Source organism: Kitasatospora sp. NPDC023118 (assembly GCF_055560875.1).
Genome location: NZ_JBVHHW010000006.1, coordinates 12,888 through 34,305, shown reverse-complemented (window position 1 = coordinate 34,305; position 21,418 = coordinate 12,888). Strand labels below are relative to the sequence as shown.

Below are 21,418 nucleotides of genomic sequence, written 5' to 3'. Positions count from 1 at the left end.
CATCCTCACATCCCGGTCGAACGCGCACCCCAGCCGGGCCCCGCCCCGGCCGGACCCCCGCCCGGGCGCCGGACGCCTGGGCCCCGGGGCCAGGCGGTCAGTTCTTGCTGACGTACTCCACCTTGTCCACCAGCACCCCGCCCTTGAAGCAGAACCGCGCCACGTGGCTCTCCGACCAGGACTCGTCCGAGTCGCCCTTCGCCAGCGAGTACCAACGGCACTGCGAGCCCTCCGGCCGGGTCGGTCCGTCGTGTTCGAAGCCTGAGGTGAAGAAGTCGTTGCCGGGCGGCAGTTGGCGCATCACCTCGGCCCTCGACTCACCCGGCCGGATCTGGTCGTAGACCGACATCTGCACCGTCGAGTCGGTGGTGCCGCGGACGAAGGCCATCACGCCCCAGACCACCAGGCCCACCACGACCAGCGTCACCGCACCGACCCCGGCCGCGCATCCGATCGCCGGGCTGCGCCGCCCGTCGCCCGTCCCGTCGGCCGGCGGCAGGCCGTCGAGGACCCAGTCCTCCTCGCCGACCAGGGCGGCGGCCCCCTCGCTCTCCGCCCCCTCGTACGGGAGGACGGCCGCCAGGCGGAAGCCTTCCTCGGGCGTCGTCCCGGCGTGCACCATTCCGCCGACCAGCCGGGCGCGCTCCCGCAGCCCGGTCAGCCCCTGCCCGCCGCTGACGACCGACCCCGTGCCGGCGCGCGCGCCGACGAGCTCCGGCGCGCGGGGGTTGGTGACCTCGACCACCAGCGCGTCCGGCTCGTACCGGAGCGCGACGGCGATCGGCGCGCCGGGGGCGTGTTTGTGCGCGTTGGTCAGCGCCTCCTGCACGATCCGATACGCCGCGTTGTCGACCACGGCCGCCAGCGGGCGCCGCTCGCCCTCGGTCGAGTAGCCCACCTCCGTCCCGGCCGCCCGGGAGGACTCCACCAGCTCCACGATCCCGTCCACCCCGCCGCGGACCGGCGCCGCGCACTGCGCCCCGACCGTCGGCGGCACCGCCGTCGACTCGTCGTGCAACACCCCGACCACCTCGCGCAGTTCGCGCATCGCCGCGACCGCCGCCTGCCTCAGCACGCCGACCGCCTCCCGCTGCCGGTCGGTGAGGGTGCGGTCCACCTCCAGCGCGCCCGAGTGCACGGAGATCAGCGCGAGCTGGTGGCCCAGGCTGTCGTGCATGTCCTGGGCGATCCGGTGCCGCTCGCGCAGCCGCGCCTGGTGCACCACCATGACCCGCTCGCGCACCAGCTGGTCGTTGCGCTCGCGCAGCGCGTCCAGCAGGGCGCGGCGCTGCGCCCGGTAGCGGCCGTAGAGCGCGGGCAGGACGACGAAGACCAGGAACATACCGAGCGACAGTCCGATGATCAGCTTGGGCGAGGCCAGGGCGCCGTCCTTCAGCGTCCCGGTCACGGTGAACAGCAGATAGCTCAGTACGAAGGAGCCGAGCAGCCGCCCGACCCGGCGGATCCGCGCCCCGGCGGCCCAGCCCGCGCAGACCAGCATCGGCAAGGGCCCGAGCGACCAGCCGGTCATCGCGCCGGCCAGCACCAGCACGGTGGCCGGGAACCCCCGCCGCAGCACCCACAGCACCGCGACGGCGATCCCGAAGGGGACCGCCAGACCGGTACGGCTGACCACCTCCAGCAGGCCGGCGACCACACCCATGAACAGGGCCTGCACCGCCTCGCCCACCACCCGCCGCCGGGGCCAGGGCCCGGGCAACGCCGTCCGTACCGCCCTCGACCAGGCCCGCGCGATTGCTTCCACCCATCGAGGCTAACCGTGCGGTCACCGCGCCCGCGGTCACCGTTCGTCGCCCTTCGCACCGACGAAAGTCGCCGGTCCGCAGGCGGTGAGCAGCAGCGCCACGTCGTCCACCCGCCCGGTCGAGCCGACCTCGCGCAGCAGCCGCTCGGCCAGCTCCTCCATTTCCTCCCCGGCCCGGCCGTGCTCCAGTGCGGCGCGCAGCCGGTCCACCCCCTGGTCGATCGCCAGCGCCGGGTCCTCCACCAGTCCGTCCGTGTAGAGGGCGAGCAGCGAGCCGGGCCGCAGCCGCAACTCGCTGACCGGGTACGCCGCCTCCTCGTCCACGCCCAGCAACGGCCCGCCGGGGACGTACAGCGCCTCGGCCCGCCCGTCCGCGTGGCGCAGCACCGGCGGCAGGTGCCCGGCGCGGGCGATCCGGGCGGTGCCGTCGGCGGGGGTGAGGCGGACCAGGCAGCAGCTGGCGAGCAGCCCGGGGTCGAGGTCCAGCAGCAGCCGGTTGGTGCGGGCGAGCACCTGGTCGGGCGGCTCGCCGCCGCTGGCGAAGGCGCGCACGGCGCTGCGCAGCTGGCCCATCGCGGCGGCGGCCCCGACGCTGTGGCCCTCGACGTCGCCGATCACCAGGGTGAGGTCCGCGCCGGTGACGATCGCGTCGTACCAGTCGCCGCCGATCTCCATGCCCTGGGTGCCGGGCAGGTAGCGGGCGGTGATCCGGATGCCGGGCACCTGCGGGAGGCGGTGCGGCAGCAGGCCCTGCTGCAGGCCGCGGGCCAGGGCGAACTCGGCGTCGTAGAGCCGGGCGCGCTCCAGGGCCTGGGCGATGAAGCCGCTGAGGCCGGTGAGCAGGCCGCGCTCCTCGGCGGTGAACGGGTGCGGAAGGTCGAAGCCGAGGATGCAGCTGCCGACCGGGCGCCCGGAGGCGATCAGCGGCAGGAAGGCCCAGGCGCCCATTTCGTCCAGGGCCAGACCGGGGTAGGTGGTGGCGAGTTCGCGCACCGACTCGAAGAAGATCGGGGTGCCGGTGCTGAGCGTCTCGGCGCCGGGCACGCGGGCGTCGAGCGGGGTGCCCTCGAAGCCGTCCAGGAAGCCGTCCGGGTAGCCGAACTGGGAGACCAGGTGCAGGCGCTGCTCGCGCACCCCGTAGATGGCGAGCTCCTGGCCGCCGAAGGCCGGGAGGATCTCCTCGGCCACCGCCCGGCACACGTCGCGCACGGTGACCGCCTCGGTGAGCGCGCTGGCGAGCTGGAGCAGGTGGTGGGTGCCGCCCACGGTGGTCGTGGGCGGCGGCGGGGCGGCGGGCGGTTCGGCCGCGCCCGGCGGGGCCTCGGCGGCGACCACCCGGCCGGTGACGCCGTGGGTGTCGGGGTAGAGCGAGAAGGCAAGCCAACCGTCCGGCGGGCGGGCGGCGAGGAAGGCGGTGGGCTGCTGGGAGATCAGGGCCGCGCGGTAGCGGTTCTCGTAGACGGGGTCGGTGAGCCAGGGCAGCGCCTCCCAGAGGTGGTGGCCGACCAGCTCCTCCCGGCTCGCCCGCAGCAGCGGCTCGCTGGCGCGGTTGGCGTAGGTGATCAGGCCGTCCGGGTCGAGCGAGAAGACGCCCTCGCGCAGCCGCTCGACAGCGGCCGCGGCGGCGGTGAGGGTCCGGACGTCCAGGACGGCGCCGACCAGGTGGGTCCGGCCGTCGACGATCGCGCCGGGCACCCGGGCCCACAGCTCCACCGGGTACGGGCGGTCGTTCGGCCCGAGCACCCGCACCCGGGCGGCCAGCACCTCGCCGCGCTCCAGGGCGGTGCGGGCGGCGGTCCGGAGCTCGGGCAGGTCCCCGGGGGCGATCCGGCGGGTCAGACAGCTCACCGTGCCGTCGAACTCGCCAGGCGCGAAGCCGAAGATCTCCCGGAACACCGCGTCGGCGGCGAGCGCGCCGGTGGCCGTGTTCCAGTCGAACAGCCCGACCCTCGTGCTGGGCACCGCCGGTGGCGGAAGCTCCACCACGGCGGCGTCCCCGGCCGGCTCGACCGGCTGCCCGGACCCGGCCAACTTGGCAAGCCCGGAGGCGAGTCGGGAGGCTATGGCGTCCAGCTGACCGGCCGCCTGCTCCGGCACGCCCTCGTCCGAGGCCGGCCACAGCACGCTGAGCACCCCGAACCGGTCCCCGCCGTACCCCACCGGCACACAGGCCGAGACGAAGTCGTACGGCAGGCCGACCGCGAGCTGCGGGAAGCGCCGCATGGTGTCCTCGGTGTCGGCCAACGCGATGGTCCGGCCGGTCCGGAAGCAGACCGCGACCGGCAGCGGCCCGGCGGCGGCGACCCGCCGGAACGAGCTCATGATCGACAGCGGCACCCCCGCGAGGGTGCACAGCACCAGCGACCGGCGGTCCCGCGAACGCAGGTACGCCATCGCCCCGTACGCCCCGGTGGACCCCAGCACCCGGCGGACGGCCTCCGCCAGCAGCTTGTCCCGCTCGCGGACCGCCTCCGGGGCCGACTCCAGGACCGCCTCCGGGGCCGACTCCAGGACCGCCTCCGGGGCCGACTCCCGGACCGCCCCCGGCACCGCGCCCGAGCCCGCATTCGGAGCCGTGTCCAGGACCGGTTCCGGCAGGGTTTCCGGGACCGCCTCGCGGACCGGCTCAGCGGCCCCGGTCGCATGCGGATGGCGCATGCTCCCTTGCTACGTCCGCCCCGGAACCGTGTCAAGGCGAGCCCCCACCGCCCCGGGCCGCCCGTCGACCTCACGCGCACCGGCCCGGACGCCCCGCACCGACCTCGCGAGCCATTCGCCGGGAGGATGACGCCCTACAGCTCGGTGAGGTCGACCTCCACCGGGTACGGCGCCACGGCCTTGACCAGCCCGGTGAACAGCTCGCCCGCCCGTTTACGACCGGCTCCCCGGGTCCAGCACAAACGTGTGGACGATCGGCACCCGGCCGGCCGCCTGCTCGACCCGCCAGTAGAAGGGGATGCCGGCCTTGGCGTACTGGTCGAACTCGACCACCCGGTCGGTGCTCTCCGAGCCCGGCGAGACGACCTCGACCAACAGCAGCACATTGCTCGGTCTAGCCGGGTTCTCGTGGACGGCGTCCCTGCGGTAGACCACCACGTCGGGCCGACGGTTGTCGAGCGGCACGTCCTGCAGCCGCACGTCGAAGTCGATGTCGGCGTTCCAGTCCTCGCCGCCCGCCTGGTCCAGAGCATTCGCCAGGAACCGCGCGAGCCGGTTGTGGAGGATGGAGGCGCTCGGACTCACAACCACCATCCCGTCAACGATCTCTACGCCCGCACACTGTTCCTCGGTCCAGGAGTCGTACTCCTCACTGGAGATCTGCCGGTGCATCCACTCGGGTGCGATCATCTCGGCCGTCACGGCGTACCTCCCCCGGTCTCCCGCGCGGGCCTGTGCCGTGCCACAGCCTGGCTAGTACGTCCACCGCCACTGCCGCGGATGGTTCGGGGACTGTTCGATATCCTCCCGGCGAGTGGCGGCGCCGAGGCCGCCGGGGGTGGAAGCGAGAGCGGGATGCAGTCGCCGTCGTCCGAGGGGGCCGCCCGGGAGCAGTCGTGGCAGTGGGACGGGGAGGCGGACGGCGCGGCCGAGGCGCCCGGGGACGTGATCGGCGCGGGCGGGGACGGGCCCCGGCCGAGTCGGCGCGGGCTGCTGTTCGGGGCCGGGGTGCTGGCGGCCGGCGGGGCGGCGTGGGCGTTCGCGCGCTCGGGCTCCGACCGGCCGGCGCCGGAGCCGACGAACCCGCCGCCGACCGCGCTGTCCGGGCCGACCCCGCTGTGGACGTACCGGGGCGCGCAAGCCATGACCCCCGAACGGCTGATCACCCCGCCGGGCCGCCCGGTGTTCCTGTCCAAGGCCGGGCTGCAGGTGCTCGACCCGGCCGACGGCGGCCCCCGGCGGCTGCTGGTCTTCGACCCGCCGCCGCCCCCGAACTGGCCGAGCGACCTCGACGTGCCTGCCGGGAAGGTCGCGGTCGGGCGCGAATACCTCTATTCGGCCACCTCCCGGGGCCACCTGGACGCCCACCACCTCACCGACCCCACCGCTGACTGGAGCGTCCCGCTGCCCGATGAGCTACCGGGCGATCTCCTGCTCAGCTGCATGGACGCCGGCGTCCTCTACGGCTGCGCCTGGGGCTGGCCCGGCGCGGACGGCACCGTGCCGAGCAGCCGGGTCTTCGCCCTTCAGCTCGAAGAACGCACCCTGCTCTGGTCCGTCACCGGAGACCACCAGGAGCAGCCGGTCGCCCCCGCCACCAGGGGCACTGCCCACCTGCTGGCCTGCACCCGCTCCCTGGGCGACCGCGCCGAGCTGGTGGTCCGGGACGCCGCCACCGGCCGCGAGCTGTGGACCGCCCCAGGCGCCGAAGGCCTGCGCTGGTGCGCCGCCGACGAGGAGGGCTTCCTCGTCCCGGACGGCAACGGCGGCGTGCGCCTGCTGGGCCCCGGCGGCGAGCCGCGCTGGACCCACTCCCCCGCCCGGGGCGAGTCCTGGCGGGCGTTGCCGCCCGTCCCGGACGGCGTCCGGGTGTTCGTCCCGCGCGACAACGGTCTCGTCACCTGCCACGACGCGGGCACCGGCGCGGTGCTCTGGTCCTACCGCCTGCCGTTCCTGCTGGACCGACGCAGCCGTCCGCTGGTCGTCGGCGGCACGCTGTACGTCCCGGGCCCGGCGGCGGGTGGGGTCAGCGCGATCGACACCGCGACCGGCGTGCCGACGTGGACCTTCCGCGACTCCGGCCCGGGCCGGGACGTCTGGACGGTCGCCGCCGACGGAAACCACCTCTACGCCGGCCACGACGACATCCTGCACGCCCTCCCGCTGTCCTAAGGCCTGTCCGGCGGACGGGACGACGCGGCAGGATGGCCTGATGCAGGTACGCCCGATCTCCCCCGACAAGCTGGCCGAACTGCTCGCCGACCGCATCACCGCGCTTCCCGGCGCCGGCGAGCGCTGGCTGCGGGTCGCCGTGGACGGCGCCGGGCCCGCCCGGCCCGAGGTGCTGGCCGACGCCCTGGTGGAGCCGTTGCGGCTGCGCGGCCGCCCCGCGCTGCGCGTGTCCGCGTCGGACTTCCTGCGCCCGGCCTCGATCCGGCTGGAGTACGGCCACCACGACGCGGACGCCTTCCACGACCTCTGGCTGGACGACGGCGCCCTGCTGCGCGAGGTGCTGGACCCGCTGGAGCCGGGCGGCAGCGGCCGGGTGCTGCCCTCGCTGCGCGACCCGGTCACCGACCGCTCCACCCGCGCCCCGTACACCCAACTCCCGCCCGGAGGCGTGCTGGTGCTGGACGGCGCGTTGCTGCTCGGCCGCTGGCTGCCGCTGGAGCTGACCGTCCATCTGGCGCTCACCCCGGCCGCGCTGGCCCGCCGCACCCCCGCCGACCAGCAGTGGACGCTGCCCGCCTTCGCCCGCTACGAGGCGGAGACCGGGCCCGCCGACTCCGCCGACGTCACCGTGCGGGTGGACGACCCGCGACACCCCGCCCTGGTCGAGCGGCCGTAGGTCCCGACCGGCGGATTTCGCCGCGGACCCGGCGGGGATCCGCCGGTCAGGCCCTGCCCGCCGGGGCCGGGCCGCGCTGGCAGTAGGGGCACCAGAACACCATCCGGTCCCGTGGGGGTTCGCCCTGACGTCCCGACCGGACGGGCGTGACGCAGCGCGGGCAGGGCCGTCCGGCCCGGCCGTACACCCAGTGCTGGTAGCCGGGCCGGGTGTCGCCGGTGGTGATGTGGCCGGGGCGCAGCTTGTTGGCCTCCAGCATCTGCCGGGCGCGTTCCACCAGCCGGTCGGGATGCGGGAGTTCGCCGATCGCGGTCCACGGCGTCAGGCCGGCCGTGAAGCACAGCTCGTTGGCGTAGACGTTGCCGATCCCGGCCAGGTTGCGCTGGTCGAGCAGGGCCTCGACGAGCGGACGGCCGGGGTGGGCGAGGAGTCGGCGGACGGCCTCGACCGGATCCCAGTCGGGGCCGAGCAGGTCGGGGCCGAGGTGTCCGACGGCCCGCTGCTCGTCGGTGGTGCGCAGCAGCTCGACGACGGGCAGGCGGTAGCCGACGGCGGTGCCCCGCTCGGTGTCGAGCACGGCGCGGATCTGCCGGGCCGGGCCGCCGGTCCAGCGCTCGCCGGGGCGGTAGACCTCCCAGCGGCCGTCCATCCGCAGGTGGGTGTGCAGGGTGAGGCCGCCTTCGAGGCGGGTGAGCAGGTGTTTGCCGCGCGGGCGGACCTCCAGCACCCGACGGCCGGCGAGGGTCGCGGTGGCGTGCGCGGGCACCCGCAGCTCGGCGCTGGTCAGCAGCTGCCCGGCGAGGGCCTCGTGCAGCCGGGCCGCCACGCGGTAGATGGAGTCACCTTCTGGCATGACTCCATTCTGGTCCGTGTGGCGGCCCGGCGGCGTGCCATCCCTGGCTGCCGGCCGGCCCTGGGCGCTACTCGGACTCGGCCGCGACCTGGCCCTCGCGGACCACGACCACCGGGCAGGGTGCGTGCTCGGTGAGGTGGCGGCTGACCGAGCCGAGCAGTACGCCGGAGAAGCCACCGAGGCCGCGGCTGCCGACGACCAGCAGCGCGGCGCCCTTGGCGGCCTGGAGCAGGGCCCCGGCCGCGTTGCCGGGCATCACCCTCTCGCTGATCCGCACGCCCGGGTCGTCGCCGACCACCTTGGCGACGCTCTCGGAGAGGGTCTTGCCGGCGAGCTCCTCCGGGTTGTAGACCTCGGCCGGCACGCTCGTCCCGCCCCAGCCGTAGAAGGCCGGGTACTCCCAGGCGGCGATCGCGTCGATGGTCCCGCCGACGGCCTTGGCGTAGTCGACCGCCCAGCGCAGCGCCTGCTCCGAGGCGGGCGAGCCGTCCACACCGACGACGATCCGGGGGTTGGCAGTCATGCCGTGTCTCCTTCGGTTGCTCCTGCTCGGCACCAACCAGCCAAACATAGGTCAAATCAGACAAATGGTTGGTAGTTGCCGCGCCGCATGCGGCCGGGCCAGGCGCCGGTAGCAGCCCTCGGCGCCCAGGAAGCCGCCCCGCTGGAGCGCCGGCCGGCCAAGCGGCTGGCGGTCGGCGCCGACGAGATGACGCCGGGCGACCGGGTCGGCCGGCGCCAGGACTTCCCGGACGCCCTGGTCCCGGTACTGCCGGCCCCCGAGGAGCGCCCGGCCGCCTGGCGGAGGGCCTCGGCCGAGGACCACCGGGTGTACGGGTTCCGCGCCGCCGGCGGCCGGACGCCGCTCTACCTCGACGCCTTCTGCTGACTCAACTGCGGTAGACAGCCCAGGAGTTCGCCATCCGCTGGGCCTGGCCCGGGGTGAACTGGCTCATGCAGGAGTCGTAGCTGTAGTCCATGAAGTTGTGGATCGGGTCGAGCCCGGAGCCCGGGCAGCTGTGGCGGCCCTCGGGGCAGCCGTAGCCGGGCGTGCGCTCGGGCGGGGTGTCGTCCACGTAGTCGCCCGGGGGCAGGCAGCCACCCTGGAAGGTGTGGAAGAGGCCGAGCCAGTGGCCGGTCTCGTGGGTGGCGGTGTTGCCCTCGTTGTAGTGGGTGGCGGGCCCGCCGGGCAGGGAGTCGTCGAGGACGACCACGCCGTCGTCGGTGGGGTTCGAGCGGTAGACGTTCGGGAAGGTCGACCAGCCGAGCAGGGACTGTCCGAGGTGGGCGGTGTAGAGGTTGAGGGTGCCCTGGTCGCCCTTGCGCAGGGCGGTCTTCATCGCCTGCTCGGTGGCGGCGCCCGGGGTCATGCCGTTGTACCAGGCGGCGTTGTCGGTCCAGTCGGTGCCGACCAGCTCGAAGTGGAACTGGGTGGGGGTGTTGCCCGCGCCCTGGCCGCCGTAGGTGGCGTTGAGGTGGTCGATCTGGGCGGCGACGACGCCCTGGTCCAGCCGCCCGGCGTCCCCGGCGTGGATCACGTGAACATACACCGGGACGGTGGTCGGGACGGCGGCGAGCGGGACGTGGGCGGAGCCGAGCTTGGCGAGCCGGTCGTCCAGGTCCGTCTGCATCGCCCGGGCCTCGGCGGCGCTGACGGCGTTCGGGTCCTTCCCCGCCCGGCTGTCGGCCGGCTTGCGGGCGGCGGCGTCGGTGCCGTCGCAGACCGCGGCGGCGGCCACCGCATGGTGCGGGGCCGGGGCCGCGAGCTGGCTCAGTCCGGCGGCGGCGACCAGCGCGGCGGCGCAGGGGAACAGGCGGGGGGCACGCGAGCGCGCCCGGGCAGTACGGCGCATCAGCGCTCCTGACGAGAAAGGAAGGTGACCGGGGGTCGCCCGCGCCACGCGCCCGCCCGTCGGCGACCGGCCGCCGACCACCGGGCGCCGACCACCGGGCGCAGCCGGTGACAAGGCCCACCGGCGGTGCCCGGCGCGGATTCGCCGAGACTACGACGCCGCGAAGTCGATCTCCCGCAGGGCGCGCGCGGCGGCCCGGTCGAGTACCACGGCCGACGCACAGCCCGCCGGCGGCCGCCCGGCCCCCAGCAGCAGCCGGCGCAGCCGCTCGGCGGCGGCCCGGTGCCGGGCGAAGGCGTAGCGGGAGACGCAGCGTCCGCGCCGCCGCTGGCCCGCCCGGGCCTCGGCCGGGTCGACGTCGAGCAGTAGCAGGTGCACCCGGCGGCCCTGCCGGGCGGCGGCACGGGTGAGCCAGGCCCGGACGAAGGGGAGCGTGCCGCAGTCGTGCACGGCGAGCGGCCCGCCGTCCAGGACGGCGCGGCGCAGTCGCCGGTAGTGGGCGAGCCGGGCGAGCGGGCGGTAGAACGCGTACGGGAGGCGGCCGGGCAGCCGGGCCGCGTACTCCTCGCGGACCTGCTGGGAGTCGACCAGCGGGGCGCGGACGCTGCGGCGCATCAGGGTGCTCTTGCCGCTGCCGGGCAGTCCGGTGACCACCAGCAGGTCACCGGCGGGGTAGTGCAGGGCGGCCGGGCCCGGGCCGCGAAGCTCGTGCAGGCCGGCCCGGATCGCCCGGCCGTCGGCGGTGCGGGGCGGCAGCACCGTGGGCACCGCCGCCCGCGCTGTTCGTGTCCCGGCCACCGGCCCTCCCCCCACCGTTTCCTGGTTCCTCCCCAGGAGCATGGCGCATTCCCAAGAACCAGTAAAGATCCGTGGTCAGAGGGGTACCTCAGCCCAGCTGCGGGGCGACCCGGGAGGCGATCAGCTCCAGGTGGTCCAGGTCGGCCAGGTCGAGCACCTGGAGGTAGACCCGCTCGCTGCCGACCGCCGCGTACCGGCCGATCTTCTCCGCGACCTCGTCCGGAGTGCCGGCCAGGCCGTTGGCCTTCAGCTCGTCGACCTCGCGGCCGATCACGGCGGCCCGGCGGGCCACCTCGGCGTCGTCCCGGCCGACGCAGACGACCAGGGCGTTGGAGTAGACCAGCTCGTCGGCCGGGCGCCCGGCCCGCTCGGCGGCCTCGCGGACCCGGCCGAACTGGGCGGCGGTGTCCTCCACCGAGGCGAACGGCAGGTTGAACTCGTCGGCGAAGCGGGCGGCCAGTGCCGGGGTGCGCTTCGGGCCGTAACCGCCGACCAGCACCGGGATGCGCTCCTGGGCGGGCTTGGGCAGCGCGGGCGAGTCGGTGAGGGTGTAGTACTCGCCGGAGAAGTCGAAGGTGTCGCCGAGCTCGGTCTTCCACAGCCCGGTGATGATCTCCAGCTGCTCCTCCAGCCGCCCGAACTTCTCCTTGGGGAAGGGGATGCCGTAGGCGGTGTGCTCGGCCTCGTACCAGCCGGCGCCGAGGCCGAACTCGACCCGGCCACCGCTCATCGCGTCCACCTGGGCGACCTGGATCGCGGTGACGCCCGGCAGCCGGAACGTGGCGGCGGTCATCAGGGTGCCGAGCCGGATGGTGCTGGTCTCGCGGGCGAGGCCGGCCAGGGTGATCCAGGCGTCGGTGGGGCCGGGCAGGCCGTCGGCGTCGCCCATCTTCAGGTAGTGGTCGGAGCGGAAGAAGGCGCTGAAGACGCCGAGGTCCTCGGCGGTGCGGGCGACCTTCAGGAGGGTGTCGTAGCTCGCGCCCTGCTGGGGCTCGGTGAAGATGCGGAGATCCATGCGGGCCATTCTGGTGCAGACCACCCGGCCGTGAGCGCAGGGAACCGGCCATGCACGGAACGTTCCGAAGGTGGCCAAGGTCTCAGCACGGAACCGTCACGGGTCGGCTTGCCCACTCGCCGGTTCGCCTACCTTGGACGGATGTTCGCGACCCCCGACGAATCGTTCCGGCCCTCCCCCGACGGGCCGGCCGACTGCCCGCTTCCCGGCATCGTGGCCTCCTTCACGCCCCGGCTGGCCGAGTTCGCCTTCGAGCCCGGCTTCGTCGCGGCGGTCGACCAGCACGCGGCGATGCTGCGGGAGCTGCTGTACGCGCAGGGGCCGGAGCTGGCGCCCCTGCCCCTGAACCGTGCGGAACTGGCGGACTACGCGCTGGGCTTCCTGGACGCGCTGGCCGAGATCGGCTGGCGGGAGCCGGTGGGCTACGACTACGCCGTCACCCGGCTGACCGCGATCTGCTGGCTGGTGCGCGAGCAGGGCCTGCTGGAGGGCTGAGCTCCGCTACCGGTTCTGAGCGCGCCCGGTTGTCCGGGATGCTTCCGTCGGGTGACCGCTCCGGCCGTCCGCACGCGTACAGTGACGGTCCGGAGGAACGGGCCATGTGGCGGGACGGTGCGCAGGTGATCGGAAGCGGTACGGACAGCCGTGTGGCCGCGCACCGGGTGCTGCAATGGCGGGTGCGGCCTTCCGGGGCCCGGGCCGCCGTTCTCGTCCTGCACGGGGGCGAGGAGCACAACCTCGCCCGGCCGGGCCGCCTCAACCTGCCGCTGCTGCGGATGCGCGGCTTCCTCCGCTCGCTGGGCCGGGACACCGCGGGCGCCGGGATCGCCGTCGGCACCGTCCGCTACCGCCACCGCGGCTGGAACGGCGAACGCGCCGACGCCGCCCGGGACGCCCTGGCCGCCCTCGACGAGGCGGCCGCGCTGCTCGGCCCGGTGCCGACCGTCCTGATCGGCCACTCCATGGGTGGCCGCGCCGCCCTGCGGGCCGGCGGCCACCCCTCCGTCACCGGCCTGGTCGCCCTCGCCCCCTGGTGCCCCGCCGAGGACCCCTGCGACCACCTGGCAGGCCGCGACGTCCTGCTGCTGCACGGCGACCGCGACACCGTCACCCCGCCCGCCGACACCCACGCCTTCGCCGCCCGCAGCCGCGCCGCCGGCGCCCGCGTCTGCGGCTACACCGTCACCGGCAGCGGCCACGCGATGCTCCAGCGCCTTCCCGACTGGCACCGCGCCACCACGCGCCTGACCACCGCGCTACTGGGCCTGCGCCCCCTCCCGGCCGAGACCGCCTCGGCGCTGGCGCTGCCGATCACCTCACGGGAGGCGCTGACACTGCCGCTGCCCCGGCAGCCCCGGGTCGCGCCGAACCTGCCGGCGAACGTCTGAGGCCGCCGCCCCGGCGCGGTGGCCACCTGTGCGGGTGAACCGTAAGCGGGTGAGCGCGTACCCGGGTGCACCCCTGTACGGATGCGGGTGCGGAACGCCCGAGGGGTGCTAGGAAGCGGCCGGGGGCGCGGGGAGGCGGCCGGCCAGGAGGGCGTGGCCGAGCGGGGTGGGCCGGTGGGTGACGGTGCGGCCGTCGCGCTCCTTGGCGGTGAGGCCGGATTCGGCGAGGACCGTGGCGTGTTCGCTCGCGGAGGCGGTGGAAATGCCGAGCAGGGCGGCCAAGTCCTTGGTGGAGCACGGGCCGTGGTCGGCGATCGCCTCCAGGGCGGCGGCCCGGGTCTGGCCGAGCAGGGCCGTGAGGGTGCGGCTGGGGGTGGGTTCGGCTTCGGCGAGCAAGGGGCCGTTGATCCTGGCGGGGTACAGGAGGACGGGCTGCTGCCCCGGGTCCTCGAAGCGGGCGATGACGGGGCGGCGGACGCCGAACACGCAGGGCTGGAGCAGCAGTCCGCGACCGTCCAGCCGCAGGTCGTGCCGACAGCCGCCGACCAGTGGGAGGGTGAGCACCGGGCTGCGCCAGGAGATCGCCGGGTGCAGCGAGCGCAGCACCTGGTCCGGCTCGGTGATCCTGCGGCGAAGGCCGTGCTCGGTGGTGACGATGGTCTCGATCTGTCGCCGGTAGGGGTCGATCGCCCGGGTCTGGTACTCGGCGGTGACGTTGCCGAGCAGCTTCCTGGCCCGTCGGTCCCCCGCCGCCACACCCCGGGCGAAGGCGCTCAACTGCCGTTCCCCGCCGACCGATCGCAGGTGCTCGCGGAGCGGCTCCTCGGGCGCCTCGGCGGTGGCGCTCTCGGTCGCGCCGGGGTCGCGGCGGACGGTGAGGAACTCCGGGATCGAGGAGCGGGTGTAGAGGTCGAAGAGCAGCGCGGTGCGCGGGTTCCAGGAGGCCCGCAGCCGGTCCCGCCAGGGCTTGAAGCGCGGATCGCGGTGCCCGCTGACCAGGGCGTGCACGCTCAGTGACAGCTCCATCGACATGTCCGGACGCGCGGCCACCCGGAGGCGTTCCAGGTCTTCCCTACCGAAGAGGATTCGCAGCACGGTGCTGATCGTCGTCCCGGAACCGCCCGGGCCGCAAGACAGTTCGGCGAGATCCGAATCGTTTGCGGGTGGTTCGGGACCCGGCCAGGCTCGTAGGGGGCGCCCGGGAGACGGACCGGACGTCCGCCGGGGAGCGGGCCCGGGGCGCGGGGGTGCGCGCCCGGGCCCGCTCCCCGGCTCGGGTCAGGCCAGCTCGGCCGCCGACTCCACCACCACCCCGTACAGGTCCCCGATCGTGGCCAGGGCGCTCCGGTGGACCTGATCGGCGGTCAGCTCCGCGCCGGCGGAGGGCAGCGGGCGGGTCGCGCTGGCGTCGGCGACGACGGTGGGGCGGTTGCCGCGCAGGAAGGCACCGGCGGTGGTGAAGGCGACGCACATGTGGGTCATGAACCCGGCGATCACCACGTCCTGGTGGCCGACCGCGTCGACCAGCGCGCCCAGCTCGGTGCCGACGAAGGCGTCCGGGGCCTGCTTGACCACCACCCGCTCGCCCTCCGCCGGGGCGACGGCCGGGTGGATCTGCCCGATCTCGGCGCGGATGTCGTACGGGGTGCCCTCGCCGCCGTCGTTGATGACGTGGATGACGGTGGCGCCGGCCGCCCGGGCGCGGTCGAGCAGGTCGGCGGCCGCGTCGAGGGCCGGCCGCCAGCCGGTCAGCTCCATCACGCCGCGGGTGTAGGTGTTCTGGTAGTCGATCAGGATCAGGGTCGCGGCGCCGAGCGCGGCGGGCTTCTCATCGAGGCCGGTGAGCGTGCGCAGGGTCGTCGTGGGCATGGCTGTACCGCCTTCGTCGGGTTCGGGATCGGGGCAGGTCACGCCGGCTGCGGCCTGCCGCTGGAACGCTACGGGCGGACTCCACATGGCGGCAATGTCACCTAACATGCAGATTCCGACATGCAGTTTCCGACATCGAGGGGGCCTGTCGTGGATACTGCGGACACCGCGCAGCGGCTGATCGTCATCGTCCTGTTCGAGGGCGTCGACCTGCTGGACGTCACCGGGCCGCCGGAGGTGTTCTCGCTGGTCCGGCGGGAGACCGAGGACGCGACCGGCTACCGGGTGGTGCTGGCCGCCGAGGGCCTGGAGCCGGTCACCACCGCCGCCGGGGTGCGCATCCTGCCCGACCTCACCTTCGGCCAGGCCGCCGAGGGCGGCATCGACACCCTGCTGGTGCCCGGATCGGTCGAGGTCGACGACGAAGGCCGGGTCCGGGCGCTCACCGACCCGGCGGTGGTCGAGCACGTCCGCCGGCTGGCCCCGCGGGCGCGCCGGGTCGCGTCCGTCTGCGTCGGCGCGCACCTGCTGGCCGCCGCCGGGCTGCTGGACGGCAGACGGGCGACCACCCACTGGTCGACCGCGGGCCAACTCGCCGCCGAGTACCCGCGGATCGAGGTCGACGCCGACCCGATCTTCATCCGCGACGGCGGGGTGTGGACCGGCGCGGGCATCAGCGCCTGCCTGGACCTCTCACTCGCCCTGGTCGCCGAGGACTTCGGCGAGGAACTCGCCCTGCGGGTCGCCCGGCAGCTCGTGATGTACCTCAAACGCCCGAGCGGCCAGAGCCAGTTCAGCGTCCCGCTGGAGCCGGTCTCCGCCACCCGGCGGATCGAGGAGCTGCGCCACCACATCCGGCGCCACCTCTCCGGGCGGCTCACCGTGCCGGATCTCGCCGCCCACGCGCACGTCAGCGAACGGCAGTTGATCCGGATCTTCAAGACCGAGCTGGGCACCACCCCGAGCGCCTACATCGAGTCGGCCCGGGTCGAACTCGCCCGCCACCGGCTGGAGTCCACCGACGACACCCTCGAACGCGTCGCCACCGCCTGCGGGTTCGGTACCACGGACACCCTGGTGCGCGCCTTCCGCCGCCGGCTGGACACCACGCCGACGGACTACCGCCAGCGCTTCCGTACGGTCACACCGGTCACACCGGTCACGCCGGTCACGCCCCCGGCAGCCGGACGGTGAACGACGTACGGCCGGGCCGGCTCACCACCGTCACCGTACCGCCGTGCGCCTGGACGACGGCGTGGACGATGGCCAGGCCGAGCCCGGTCGAGCCGGTGGCGCGCGAGCGGGCGCGGTCGCCCCGGACGAAGCGTTCGAAGACCCGGTCCAGCAGCTCCGGGGCGATCCCCGGGCCCTCGTCGGTGACGGTCAACTCGACGTGACCGTCGGCCGGTTCGAGGCTCAGCTCGACCCCGGTGCCGGGCGGGGTGTGGGTACGGGCGTTGGCCAGCAGGTTCGCCACCACCTGGCTCAGCCGGTGCTCGTCCCCGGACACCAGCACCGGTTCCTCGGGCAGGACGAGGCGCCAGCGGTGTCCGGGACCGGCCGCCCGGGCGTCGGCGACGGCGTTGAGCGCGACCCGGGTGAGGTCCACCTCCGCCTCGGCCAGCGGGCGCCCGGCGTCCAGGCGGGCGAGCAGCAGCAGGTCCTCGACGATCGCGCCCATCCGCAGCGCCTCGGCGTCGATCCGCTCCAGCGAGTGCCGCACCGGCGCGGGCACGTCCCCGGGGTGGCGCAGCGCCAGCTCGGCGTGGCCGCGCACGGTCGCCACCGGGGTGCGCAGCTCGTGGCTGGCGTCGGCGGCGAAGGCGCGCAGCCGCTCCTCCACCGCGTGCCGGCGGGCGAGGGCGTCGCCGACGTGCCCGAGCATCCGGTTGAGCGCCGCCCCGACCCGGCCGACCTCGGTGCGCGGGTCGTCGTCCGGTACCCGCTCGGCCAGCATCACCGCGCCGCTGGCCAGCGGCAGGGCGCTCACCCGCTCGGCCATGCCCACCACCCGCCGCAGCGGGCGCAGCGACCAGCCGACCCACACCGCCCCGGCGGCGCCGGCCCCGGCGACCGCGACCGCGAAGACGGTCAGCTCCAGGGTCTCCAACCGCTCCACAGTGTCCTCGGCCGGGCGCAGCGGCAGCCCGCTGACCAGCACGTCGCCGTCCCGGCCCGCCACCGCGCGGACCCGGTAGCGGCCCAGCGTCCGGCCGAGGTCGAGGGTGCCGGCCGGGCCGCCGACCGGCAGGGCGGCCAGGGCGTGCTGCTGGGCGGGCGAGAAGGCGACCCGGTCGTCCTCGTCGTCGGGGTTGTCGGCGTCGTCGGCGTCCCCGTCGACCACACCGGCGGCGGTGACCCGGCCGTCCAGCAGCCGCACGCCCAGGGTGCCGGGGGTCTGTGCCCGGGTGTCGGGGCCGGTGCCCGTGCCGGTGTGCTCCAGGCTCGCGGCGTAGCGGCCGCCGGCCTCGGTGAGCTGCTGGTCCAGGCGGTCGACCAGGAAGTGGCGCAGGAAGGCCGCGGTGGCCAGGCCGACGGCGGCGCAGGTGACCACCAGCAGCACCAGCAGGCCGGCGATCAGTCGGGCGCGCAGGGTGCGGGGCAGGAGCTTCCGGGCCAGGTTCACGGCGCGGGTCACGGCGCGGGTCACGGCGCGGGTCACGGCGCGGGTCACGGCGCGGTTCACGGCGCGGCCTTGATCAGGTAGCCCGCGCCGCGCACGGTGTGGATCATCGGGCTGCGGCCCGCGTCCAGCTTCTTGCGCAGATAGCTGATGTACAGCTCCACGATGTGCGCCTGCCCGCCGAAGTCGTACGACCACACCGCGTCCAGGATCTGCGCCTTGCTGAGCACCTGCCGGGGGTGGCGCATCAGGTGGGCGAGCAGCGCGTACTCGGTCGGGCTGAGCTCGACGGTCTCGCCGCCCCGGGTCACCTCGCGGGCCCGTTCGTCCAGCACCAGGTCGCCGAGCACCAGGGCGTGCGCGGGCACCGGGCGCGGCCCGGTGGGCGGGGCGGCGCGGCGCAGCAGCCCGCGCAGCCGCACCACCACCTCTGCCAGGCTGAACGGTTTGGTCACGTAGTCGTCGCCACCCGCCGCGATGCCCGCGATCCGCTCCTCGACGGCGTCCCGGGCGGTGAGGAAGAGCACCCGCACCTCGGGCTGCCCGGCGTGGACGCGGCGCAGCACCTCCAGGCCGTCGAGGTCGGGCAGCATCATGTCGAGCACCACGGCGTGCGGACGCCATCGGGCCGCCGCCGCCACGGCCTCCAGACCGGTGGTCGCGCCGCGGGCCTGCCAGCCCTCGTAGCGGACGGCGCCGCAGACCACCTCGACCACGTCCGGTTCGTCGTCGACGACCAGGACGCGCCAGTCCGGGCGGTCGGTGGCGGTGTCGTCCATGGGGCTCCTCTGGTCGGCGGTGGGCGCCGTTCATCCTGGCCTGCCGCGATGAGAAACCCGTGAGACCGCCGAGATCGGTTCGTGAGCCTCCGTATCGACTCTGACCTGCGGCGATGGTGTCACCGGCGGGTGTCGCAACGGCTCCGGTTCAGAGGTGGCTCAGAGCTTGCGGTGCGATCGTGGACCGCCTCGGCGGGGCCGCGCCACCGCCGGGAGCTGAGGAGGATCCCCGATGACCACTGCCACCGTGCCGAAGTCCCGGCCGAGCGCCGCCGGCCCGCGCCACCGGGGGGCGCCGCGCCCGCCGCTCGCCCTGCCGCCGCGCGCGGCGCTCGGCCTGATCGCCACCGGGGCGCTCGGCGTGCTCAGGTTGTGGTGGGTGAACACGCCGGAGGTGGTCGGCGCGGCCGGCTGGCTGACCGGCGCCGGGCGGATCACCGGACTGCTCGCCGGATACGCGGCGCCGGTGCTGCTCCTGCTGATGGCCCGGCTGCCGCCGGTGGAGCGCGGGGTCGGCGCCGACCGGCTGGCCCGCTGGCACGCCTTCGGCGGCCGGTGGCTGGTGTCCCTGGTCACGGTGCACCTGCTGACCGTCATCTGGGGCTACGCGCTCACCGACGGGCGCGGCCTGGTCGACGAGGGCGTGGAGATCGTCTTCCACTACCCCGACATGCTCAAGGCGAGCTTCGGCACCCTGCTGATGCTCGGCACCGGCGCCGTATCCGCCCGGGCCGCGCGCCGCCGCCTCTCCTACGAGACCTGGTACTACCTGCACCTGGCGACCTACCTCGCGGTGGCGCTGGCCTTCGCGCACCAGCTGACCACCGGCGCCGACCTGGGCGGCGGGCCCGGCCAGGCCGCCTGGTACGCGCTCTACTTCGGGACGGCGGCACTGGTCGGCTGGTTCCGCCTGCTGTGGCCCTGGCTGCTCGACTGGCGGCACGGGCTGCGGGTCGCCGAGGTACGGCCGGAGGGCCCCGGCGTGGTCTCGCTGTTCCTGTCCGGCCGGCGGCTGGACGAACTCCGGGCCGAGCCGGGCCAGTTCTTCCGGCTCCAGTTCCAGGCGCCCGGGCTGCGCTGGGCCGCCAACCCGTACTCGCTGTCCGCGCCGCCGCACCCGGGGTTCCTGCGGTTCACGGTCAAGGACCTCGGCGGGCACAGCGCGGCCGTCGCCGGGCTGCGCCCGGGCACCCGGGTACGGGCCGAGGGGCCGTACGGGGCGTTCACCGGGCGGCAGCAGCGCCGGCGCCGGGTGCTGCTGCTCGGTGCCGGCGTCGGGATCACGCCGCTGCGGGCGCTGTTCGAGACGCTGCCTGGCCAGGTCACGCTGGTCCAGCGGGCCCGGCGCGCGGAGGACGTGCTGTTCCGGGCCGAGCTGGCCGAGGTCGCCCGGCAGCGCGGCGCGGCGGTGCACGAGCTGCTCGGCACGCGGGAGCAGGTCGGGGACCTCGGGGCGGCGCTCGGCCGGCTCGTCCCGGACCTGGCCGAGCACGAGGTGTACCTGTGCGGGCCGGAGGCTCTCGCCGAGGAGGCCGTACGCGCCCTGCGGGCCGCCGGCGTGCGGCCGGGGCGCATCCACCACGAGTCCTTCGCCTTCTGAATCCCGCCTTCTGAATCCGCTGACGTTCGTTCCTGAGGAGTTGTTCCGCTCATGCGTCGAGCCATCGTCACCAGTGCCGCGACCGCCGCCGGGGTGGTGCTGCTGCTCTCGCTCAAACCGCACCAGGCGGCCGGGCCCGCGCCGGTGATCAGCTCGGGAGCGGGTTCCTCCGGATCCAACTCCGGTTCCGCCTCCGACTCCGGGTCCGGGTCCGGGTCCGCCGGTGTTTCCTCGGCCCCCTCGGCCGCGCCCGCGCCGGCCACCTCCGGCGGCAGCACCCGGAAGGTCAGCGGGGACACCGTGAACACCCGGTACGGCCCGGTGCAGGTGCAGGTCACGCTCGCCGGCGGCCGGATCACCACCGTCGACGTGGTCAAGTACCCCAACGAGGAACGCCGGGACCGGGAGATCAACAGCAGTGCCCTGCCCGTGCTCAACCAGGAGGCGATCTCCGCGCAGAGCGCCCAGATCGACGTGGTCAGCGGCGCGACCTACACCAGCGACGGCTACGTCCGCTCGCTGCAGAGCGCGCTCGACCGGGCGAAGAGCTGAGGCCCGGTGCTGCGCCACGCCGAGCCCGTAATGGGCACCGTGTTCTCGATCGCCGTCCGCGACCCGGGCCCGGACACGCCCGGAGCGCTGCGGCGGATCGTCGAGCGGCTGCACCGGATCGACGCGGTGTTCTCGACGTACCGGCCGGAGAGCCGGATCAGCCGGCTCGGGCGCGGTGAACTGGCCCTCGCGGACTGCGATCCGGAGGTCCGCACGGTGCTCGCCGCCTGCCGCGAGGTGGCGGCCGAGACCGACGGCTACTTCACCGAGCGGCCCGGCGGGCGACTCGACCCCAGCGGCTGGGTCAAGGGCTGGGCGGTCGAGGAGGCGGCCGCGCTGCTGCGCGCGTCCGGCGCCCGGCAGTACTGCGTCAGCGGCGGCGGGGACGTGCAGACCTCCGGCGGTCCGTGGCGGATCGGCATCGCCGACCCACGGCAGGACTCCACGGCCCCGGGCCGGCTCGTCGCCGTACTGAGCGGCCGCGACCTCGCGGTGGCCACCTCCGGCACCGCCGAGCGCGGCGCCCACATCCTCGACCCGCACACCGGCCGCCCCGCGGACGGACTCGCCTCGCTCACCCTGGTCGGCGCCCCGGGCACCGGCATCGCCCGCACCGACGCCTGGGCCACCGCCGCCTTCGCCATGGGCCCCGACCGCGCGCTGGCCTGGGCCGCCCGACGGCCCGGCATCGAGGCGCTGGCCGTGCTGCCGGACGGGACGAAGCGCTGGACGCCCGGCCTGCCGCAGCACCTCCCGCCGTCCGGTCCGGCCGACTGGCAGCTCGCGGCGCGCTGACCCGCCCGTCCAACGGCCGTAT

At 75.1% G+C, this 21,418-nt stretch carries 20 protein-coding genes and 1 pseudogene; 9 read left to right on the top strand and 12 right to left on the bottom strand.

The window, feature by feature from the left end:
• Positions 1 to 97: 97 nt before the first annotated feature.
• From ACZ3UD_RS09580 to ACZ3UD_RS09570, 3 genes and pseudogenes are all read right to left on the bottom strand, one after another.
• Complete coding sequence (locus ACZ3UD_RS09580; protein WP_465584466.1) at positions 98 to 1,765, bottom strand: sensor histidine kinase; 1,668 nt, start codon at positions 1,763 to 1,765, stop codon at positions 98 to 100.
• A 36-nt stretch (positions 1,766 to 1,801) separates the two neighbouring features.
• Positions 1,802 to 4,423 carry a SpoIIE family protein phosphatase gene (locus ACZ3UD_RS09575; RefSeq protein WP_465584447.1) on the bottom strand — a complete coding sequence of 874 codons (2,622 nt, stop codon included), beginning with the start codon at positions 4,421 to 4,423 and terminating at the stop codon, positions 1,802 to 1,804.
• A 134-nt stretch (positions 4,424 to 4,557) separates the two neighbouring features.
• Positions 4,558 to 5,125, bottom strand: a pseudogene (locus ACZ3UD_RS09570) (Uma2 family endonuclease).
• A gap of 153 nt (positions 5,126 to 5,278) precedes the next feature.
• On the opposite strand from ACZ3UD_RS09570, the gene ACZ3UD_RS09565 reads away from it, so the two are divergent.
• Together ACZ3UD_RS09565 and ACZ3UD_RS09560 are read left to right on the top strand one after the other, a co-directional pair.
• Entirely contained in the window at positions 5,279 to 6,595 is a 1,317-nt protein-coding gene (locus ACZ3UD_RS09565) for an outer membrane protein assembly factor BamB family protein (RefSeq protein WP_465584444.1), read from the top strand.
• 40 nt (positions 6,596 to 6,635) lie between these two features.
• Positions 6,636 to 7,271 (top strand): nucleoside/nucleotide kinase family protein, encoded by a 636-nt coding sequence (locus ACZ3UD_RS09560; RefSeq protein ID WP_465584441.1) that lies wholly within the window; start codon positions 6,636 to 6,638, stop codon positions 7,269 to 7,271.
• 46 nt (positions 7,272 to 7,317) lie between these two features.
• Here ACZ3UD_RS09560 and ACZ3UD_RS09555 read toward each other — a convergent pair whose 3' ends face one another.
• Together ACZ3UD_RS09555 and ACZ3UD_RS09550 are read right to left on the bottom strand one after the other, a co-directional pair.
• The gene (locus ACZ3UD_RS09555; RefSeq protein WP_465584438.1) at positions 7,318 to 8,124 is read right to left on the bottom strand and encodes a DNA-formamidopyrimidine glycosylase family protein; all 807 of its coding nucleotides are present in this window, start codon (positions 8,122 to 8,124) and stop codon (positions 7,318 to 7,320) included.
• A 67-nt stretch (positions 8,125 to 8,191) separates the two neighbouring features.
• The gene (locus ACZ3UD_RS09550; protein WP_465584435.1) at positions 8,192 to 8,647 is read right to left on the bottom strand and encodes a universal stress protein; all 456 of its coding nucleotides are present in this window, start codon (positions 8,645 to 8,647) and stop codon (positions 8,192 to 8,194) included.
• A gap of 75 nt (positions 8,648 to 8,722) precedes the next feature.
• On the opposite strand from ACZ3UD_RS09550, the gene ACZ3UD_RS09545 reads away from it, so the two are divergent.
• The gene (locus tag ACZ3UD_RS09545) at positions 8,723 to 9,013 is read left to right on the top strand and encodes a hypothetical protein (RefSeq protein ID WP_465584432.1); all 291 of its coding nucleotides are present in this window, start codon (positions 8,723 to 8,725) and stop codon (positions 9,011 to 9,013) included.
• Between the two features lies 1 nt (position 9,014).
• Here the strand turns inward: ACZ3UD_RS09545 and ACZ3UD_RS09540 are convergent, their stop codons facing one another.
• From ACZ3UD_RS09540 to ACZ3UD_RS09530, 3 genes are all read right to left on the bottom strand, one after another.
• The gene (locus tag ACZ3UD_RS09540; RefSeq protein ID WP_465584429.1) at positions 9,015 to 9,977 is read right to left on the bottom strand and encodes a zinc metalloprotease; all 963 of its coding nucleotides are present in this window, start codon (positions 9,975 to 9,977) and stop codon (positions 9,015 to 9,017) included.
• Positions 9,978 to 10,127: 150 nt separating this feature from the next.
• Positions 10,128 to 10,775, bottom strand: coding sequence for an AAA family ATPase (locus ACZ3UD_RS09535; RefSeq protein ID WP_465584427.1), 648 nt, complete (start codon positions 10,773 to 10,775; stop codon positions 10,128 to 10,130).
• Positions 10,776 to 10,863: 88 nt separating this feature from the next.
• Complete coding sequence (locus ACZ3UD_RS09530; protein WP_465584424.1) at positions 10,864 to 11,790, bottom strand: LLM class F420-dependent oxidoreductase; 927 nt, start codon at positions 11,788 to 11,790, stop codon at positions 10,864 to 10,866.
• A gap of 141 nt (positions 11,791 to 11,931) precedes the next feature.
• Between ACZ3UD_RS09530 and ACZ3UD_RS09525 the strand changes: the two genes are divergently transcribed.
• Both ACZ3UD_RS09525 and ACZ3UD_RS09520 read left to right on the top strand, forming a co-directional pair.
• Positions 11,932 to 12,285 (top strand): DUF6401 family natural product biosynthesis protein, encoded by a 354-nt coding sequence (locus ACZ3UD_RS09525; protein ID WP_465584421.1) that lies wholly within the window; start codon positions 11,932 to 11,934, stop codon positions 12,283 to 12,285.
• A 104-nt stretch (positions 12,286 to 12,389) separates the two neighbouring features.
• Complete coding sequence (locus ACZ3UD_RS09520; protein ID WP_465584418.1) at positions 12,390 to 13,178, top strand: alpha/beta hydrolase; 789 nt, start codon at positions 12,390 to 12,392, stop codon at positions 13,176 to 13,178.
• Positions 13,179 to 13,286: 108 nt separating this feature from the next.
• On the opposite strand, the gene ACZ3UD_RS09515 is transcribed toward ACZ3UD_RS09520, so the two are convergent.
• Both ACZ3UD_RS09515 and ACZ3UD_RS09510 read right to left on the bottom strand, forming a co-directional pair.
• Positions 13,287 to 14,273 (bottom strand): ArsR/SmtB family transcription factor, encoded by a 987-nt coding sequence (locus ACZ3UD_RS09515; protein ID WP_465584415.1) that lies wholly within the window; start codon positions 14,271 to 14,273, stop codon positions 13,287 to 13,289.
• Between the two features lie 183 nt (positions 14,274 to 14,456).
• On the bottom strand, positions 14,457 to 15,047 hold the full coding sequence (locus ACZ3UD_RS09510) for an isochorismatase family protein (RefSeq protein ID WP_465584413.1): 591 nt from the start codon (positions 15,045 to 15,047) through the stop codon (positions 14,457 to 14,459).
• A 150-nt stretch (positions 15,048 to 15,197) separates the two neighbouring features.
• Between ACZ3UD_RS09510 and ACZ3UD_RS09505 the strand changes: the two genes are divergently transcribed.
• The gene (locus ACZ3UD_RS09505; RefSeq protein ID WP_465584411.1) at positions 15,198 to 16,241 is read left to right on the top strand and encodes a GlxA family transcriptional regulator; all 1,044 of its coding nucleotides are present in this window, start codon (positions 15,198 to 15,200) and stop codon (positions 16,239 to 16,241) included.
• On the opposite strand, the gene ACZ3UD_RS09500 is transcribed toward ACZ3UD_RS09505, so the two are convergent.
• On the bottom strand, positions 16,216 to 17,667 hold the full coding sequence (locus ACZ3UD_RS09500) for a sensor histidine kinase (RefSeq protein ID WP_465585087.1): 1,452 nt from the start codon (positions 17,665 to 17,667) through the stop codon (positions 16,216 to 16,218). The two genes, ACZ3UD_RS09505 and ACZ3UD_RS09500, sit on opposite strands and share 26 nt — an antisense overlap.
• A 62-nt stretch (positions 17,668 to 17,729) precedes the next feature.
• Complete coding sequence (locus tag ACZ3UD_RS09495; RefSeq protein ID WP_465584409.1) at positions 17,730 to 18,449, bottom strand: response regulator transcription factor; 720 nt, start codon at positions 18,447 to 18,449, stop codon at positions 17,730 to 17,732.
• 232 nt (positions 18,450 to 18,681) lie between these two features.
• Between ACZ3UD_RS09495 and ACZ3UD_RS09490 the strand changes: the two genes are divergently transcribed.
• From ACZ3UD_RS09490 to ACZ3UD_RS09480, 3 genes are read left to right on the top strand one after another with little or no spacing between them, the layout of a single operon-like run.
• Positions 18,682 to 20,049 (top strand): ferredoxin reductase family protein, encoded by a 1,368-nt coding sequence (locus tag ACZ3UD_RS09490; RefSeq protein ID WP_465584406.1) that lies wholly within the window; start codon positions 18,682 to 18,684, stop codon positions 20,047 to 20,049.
• Positions 20,050 to 20,100: 51 nt separating this feature from the next.
• Complete coding sequence (locus ACZ3UD_RS09485) at positions 20,101 to 20,601, top strand: FMN-binding protein (protein ID WP_465584403.1); 501 nt, start codon at positions 20,101 to 20,103, stop codon at positions 20,599 to 20,601.
• A gap of 30 nt (positions 20,602 to 20,631) precedes the next feature.
• Positions 20,632 to 21,396, top strand: coding sequence for an FAD:protein FMN transferase (locus ACZ3UD_RS09480; RefSeq protein WP_465585085.1), 765 nt, complete (start codon positions 20,632 to 20,634; stop codon positions 21,394 to 21,396).
• The last annotated feature ends 22 nt before the right edge of the window (positions 21,397 to 21,418 follow it).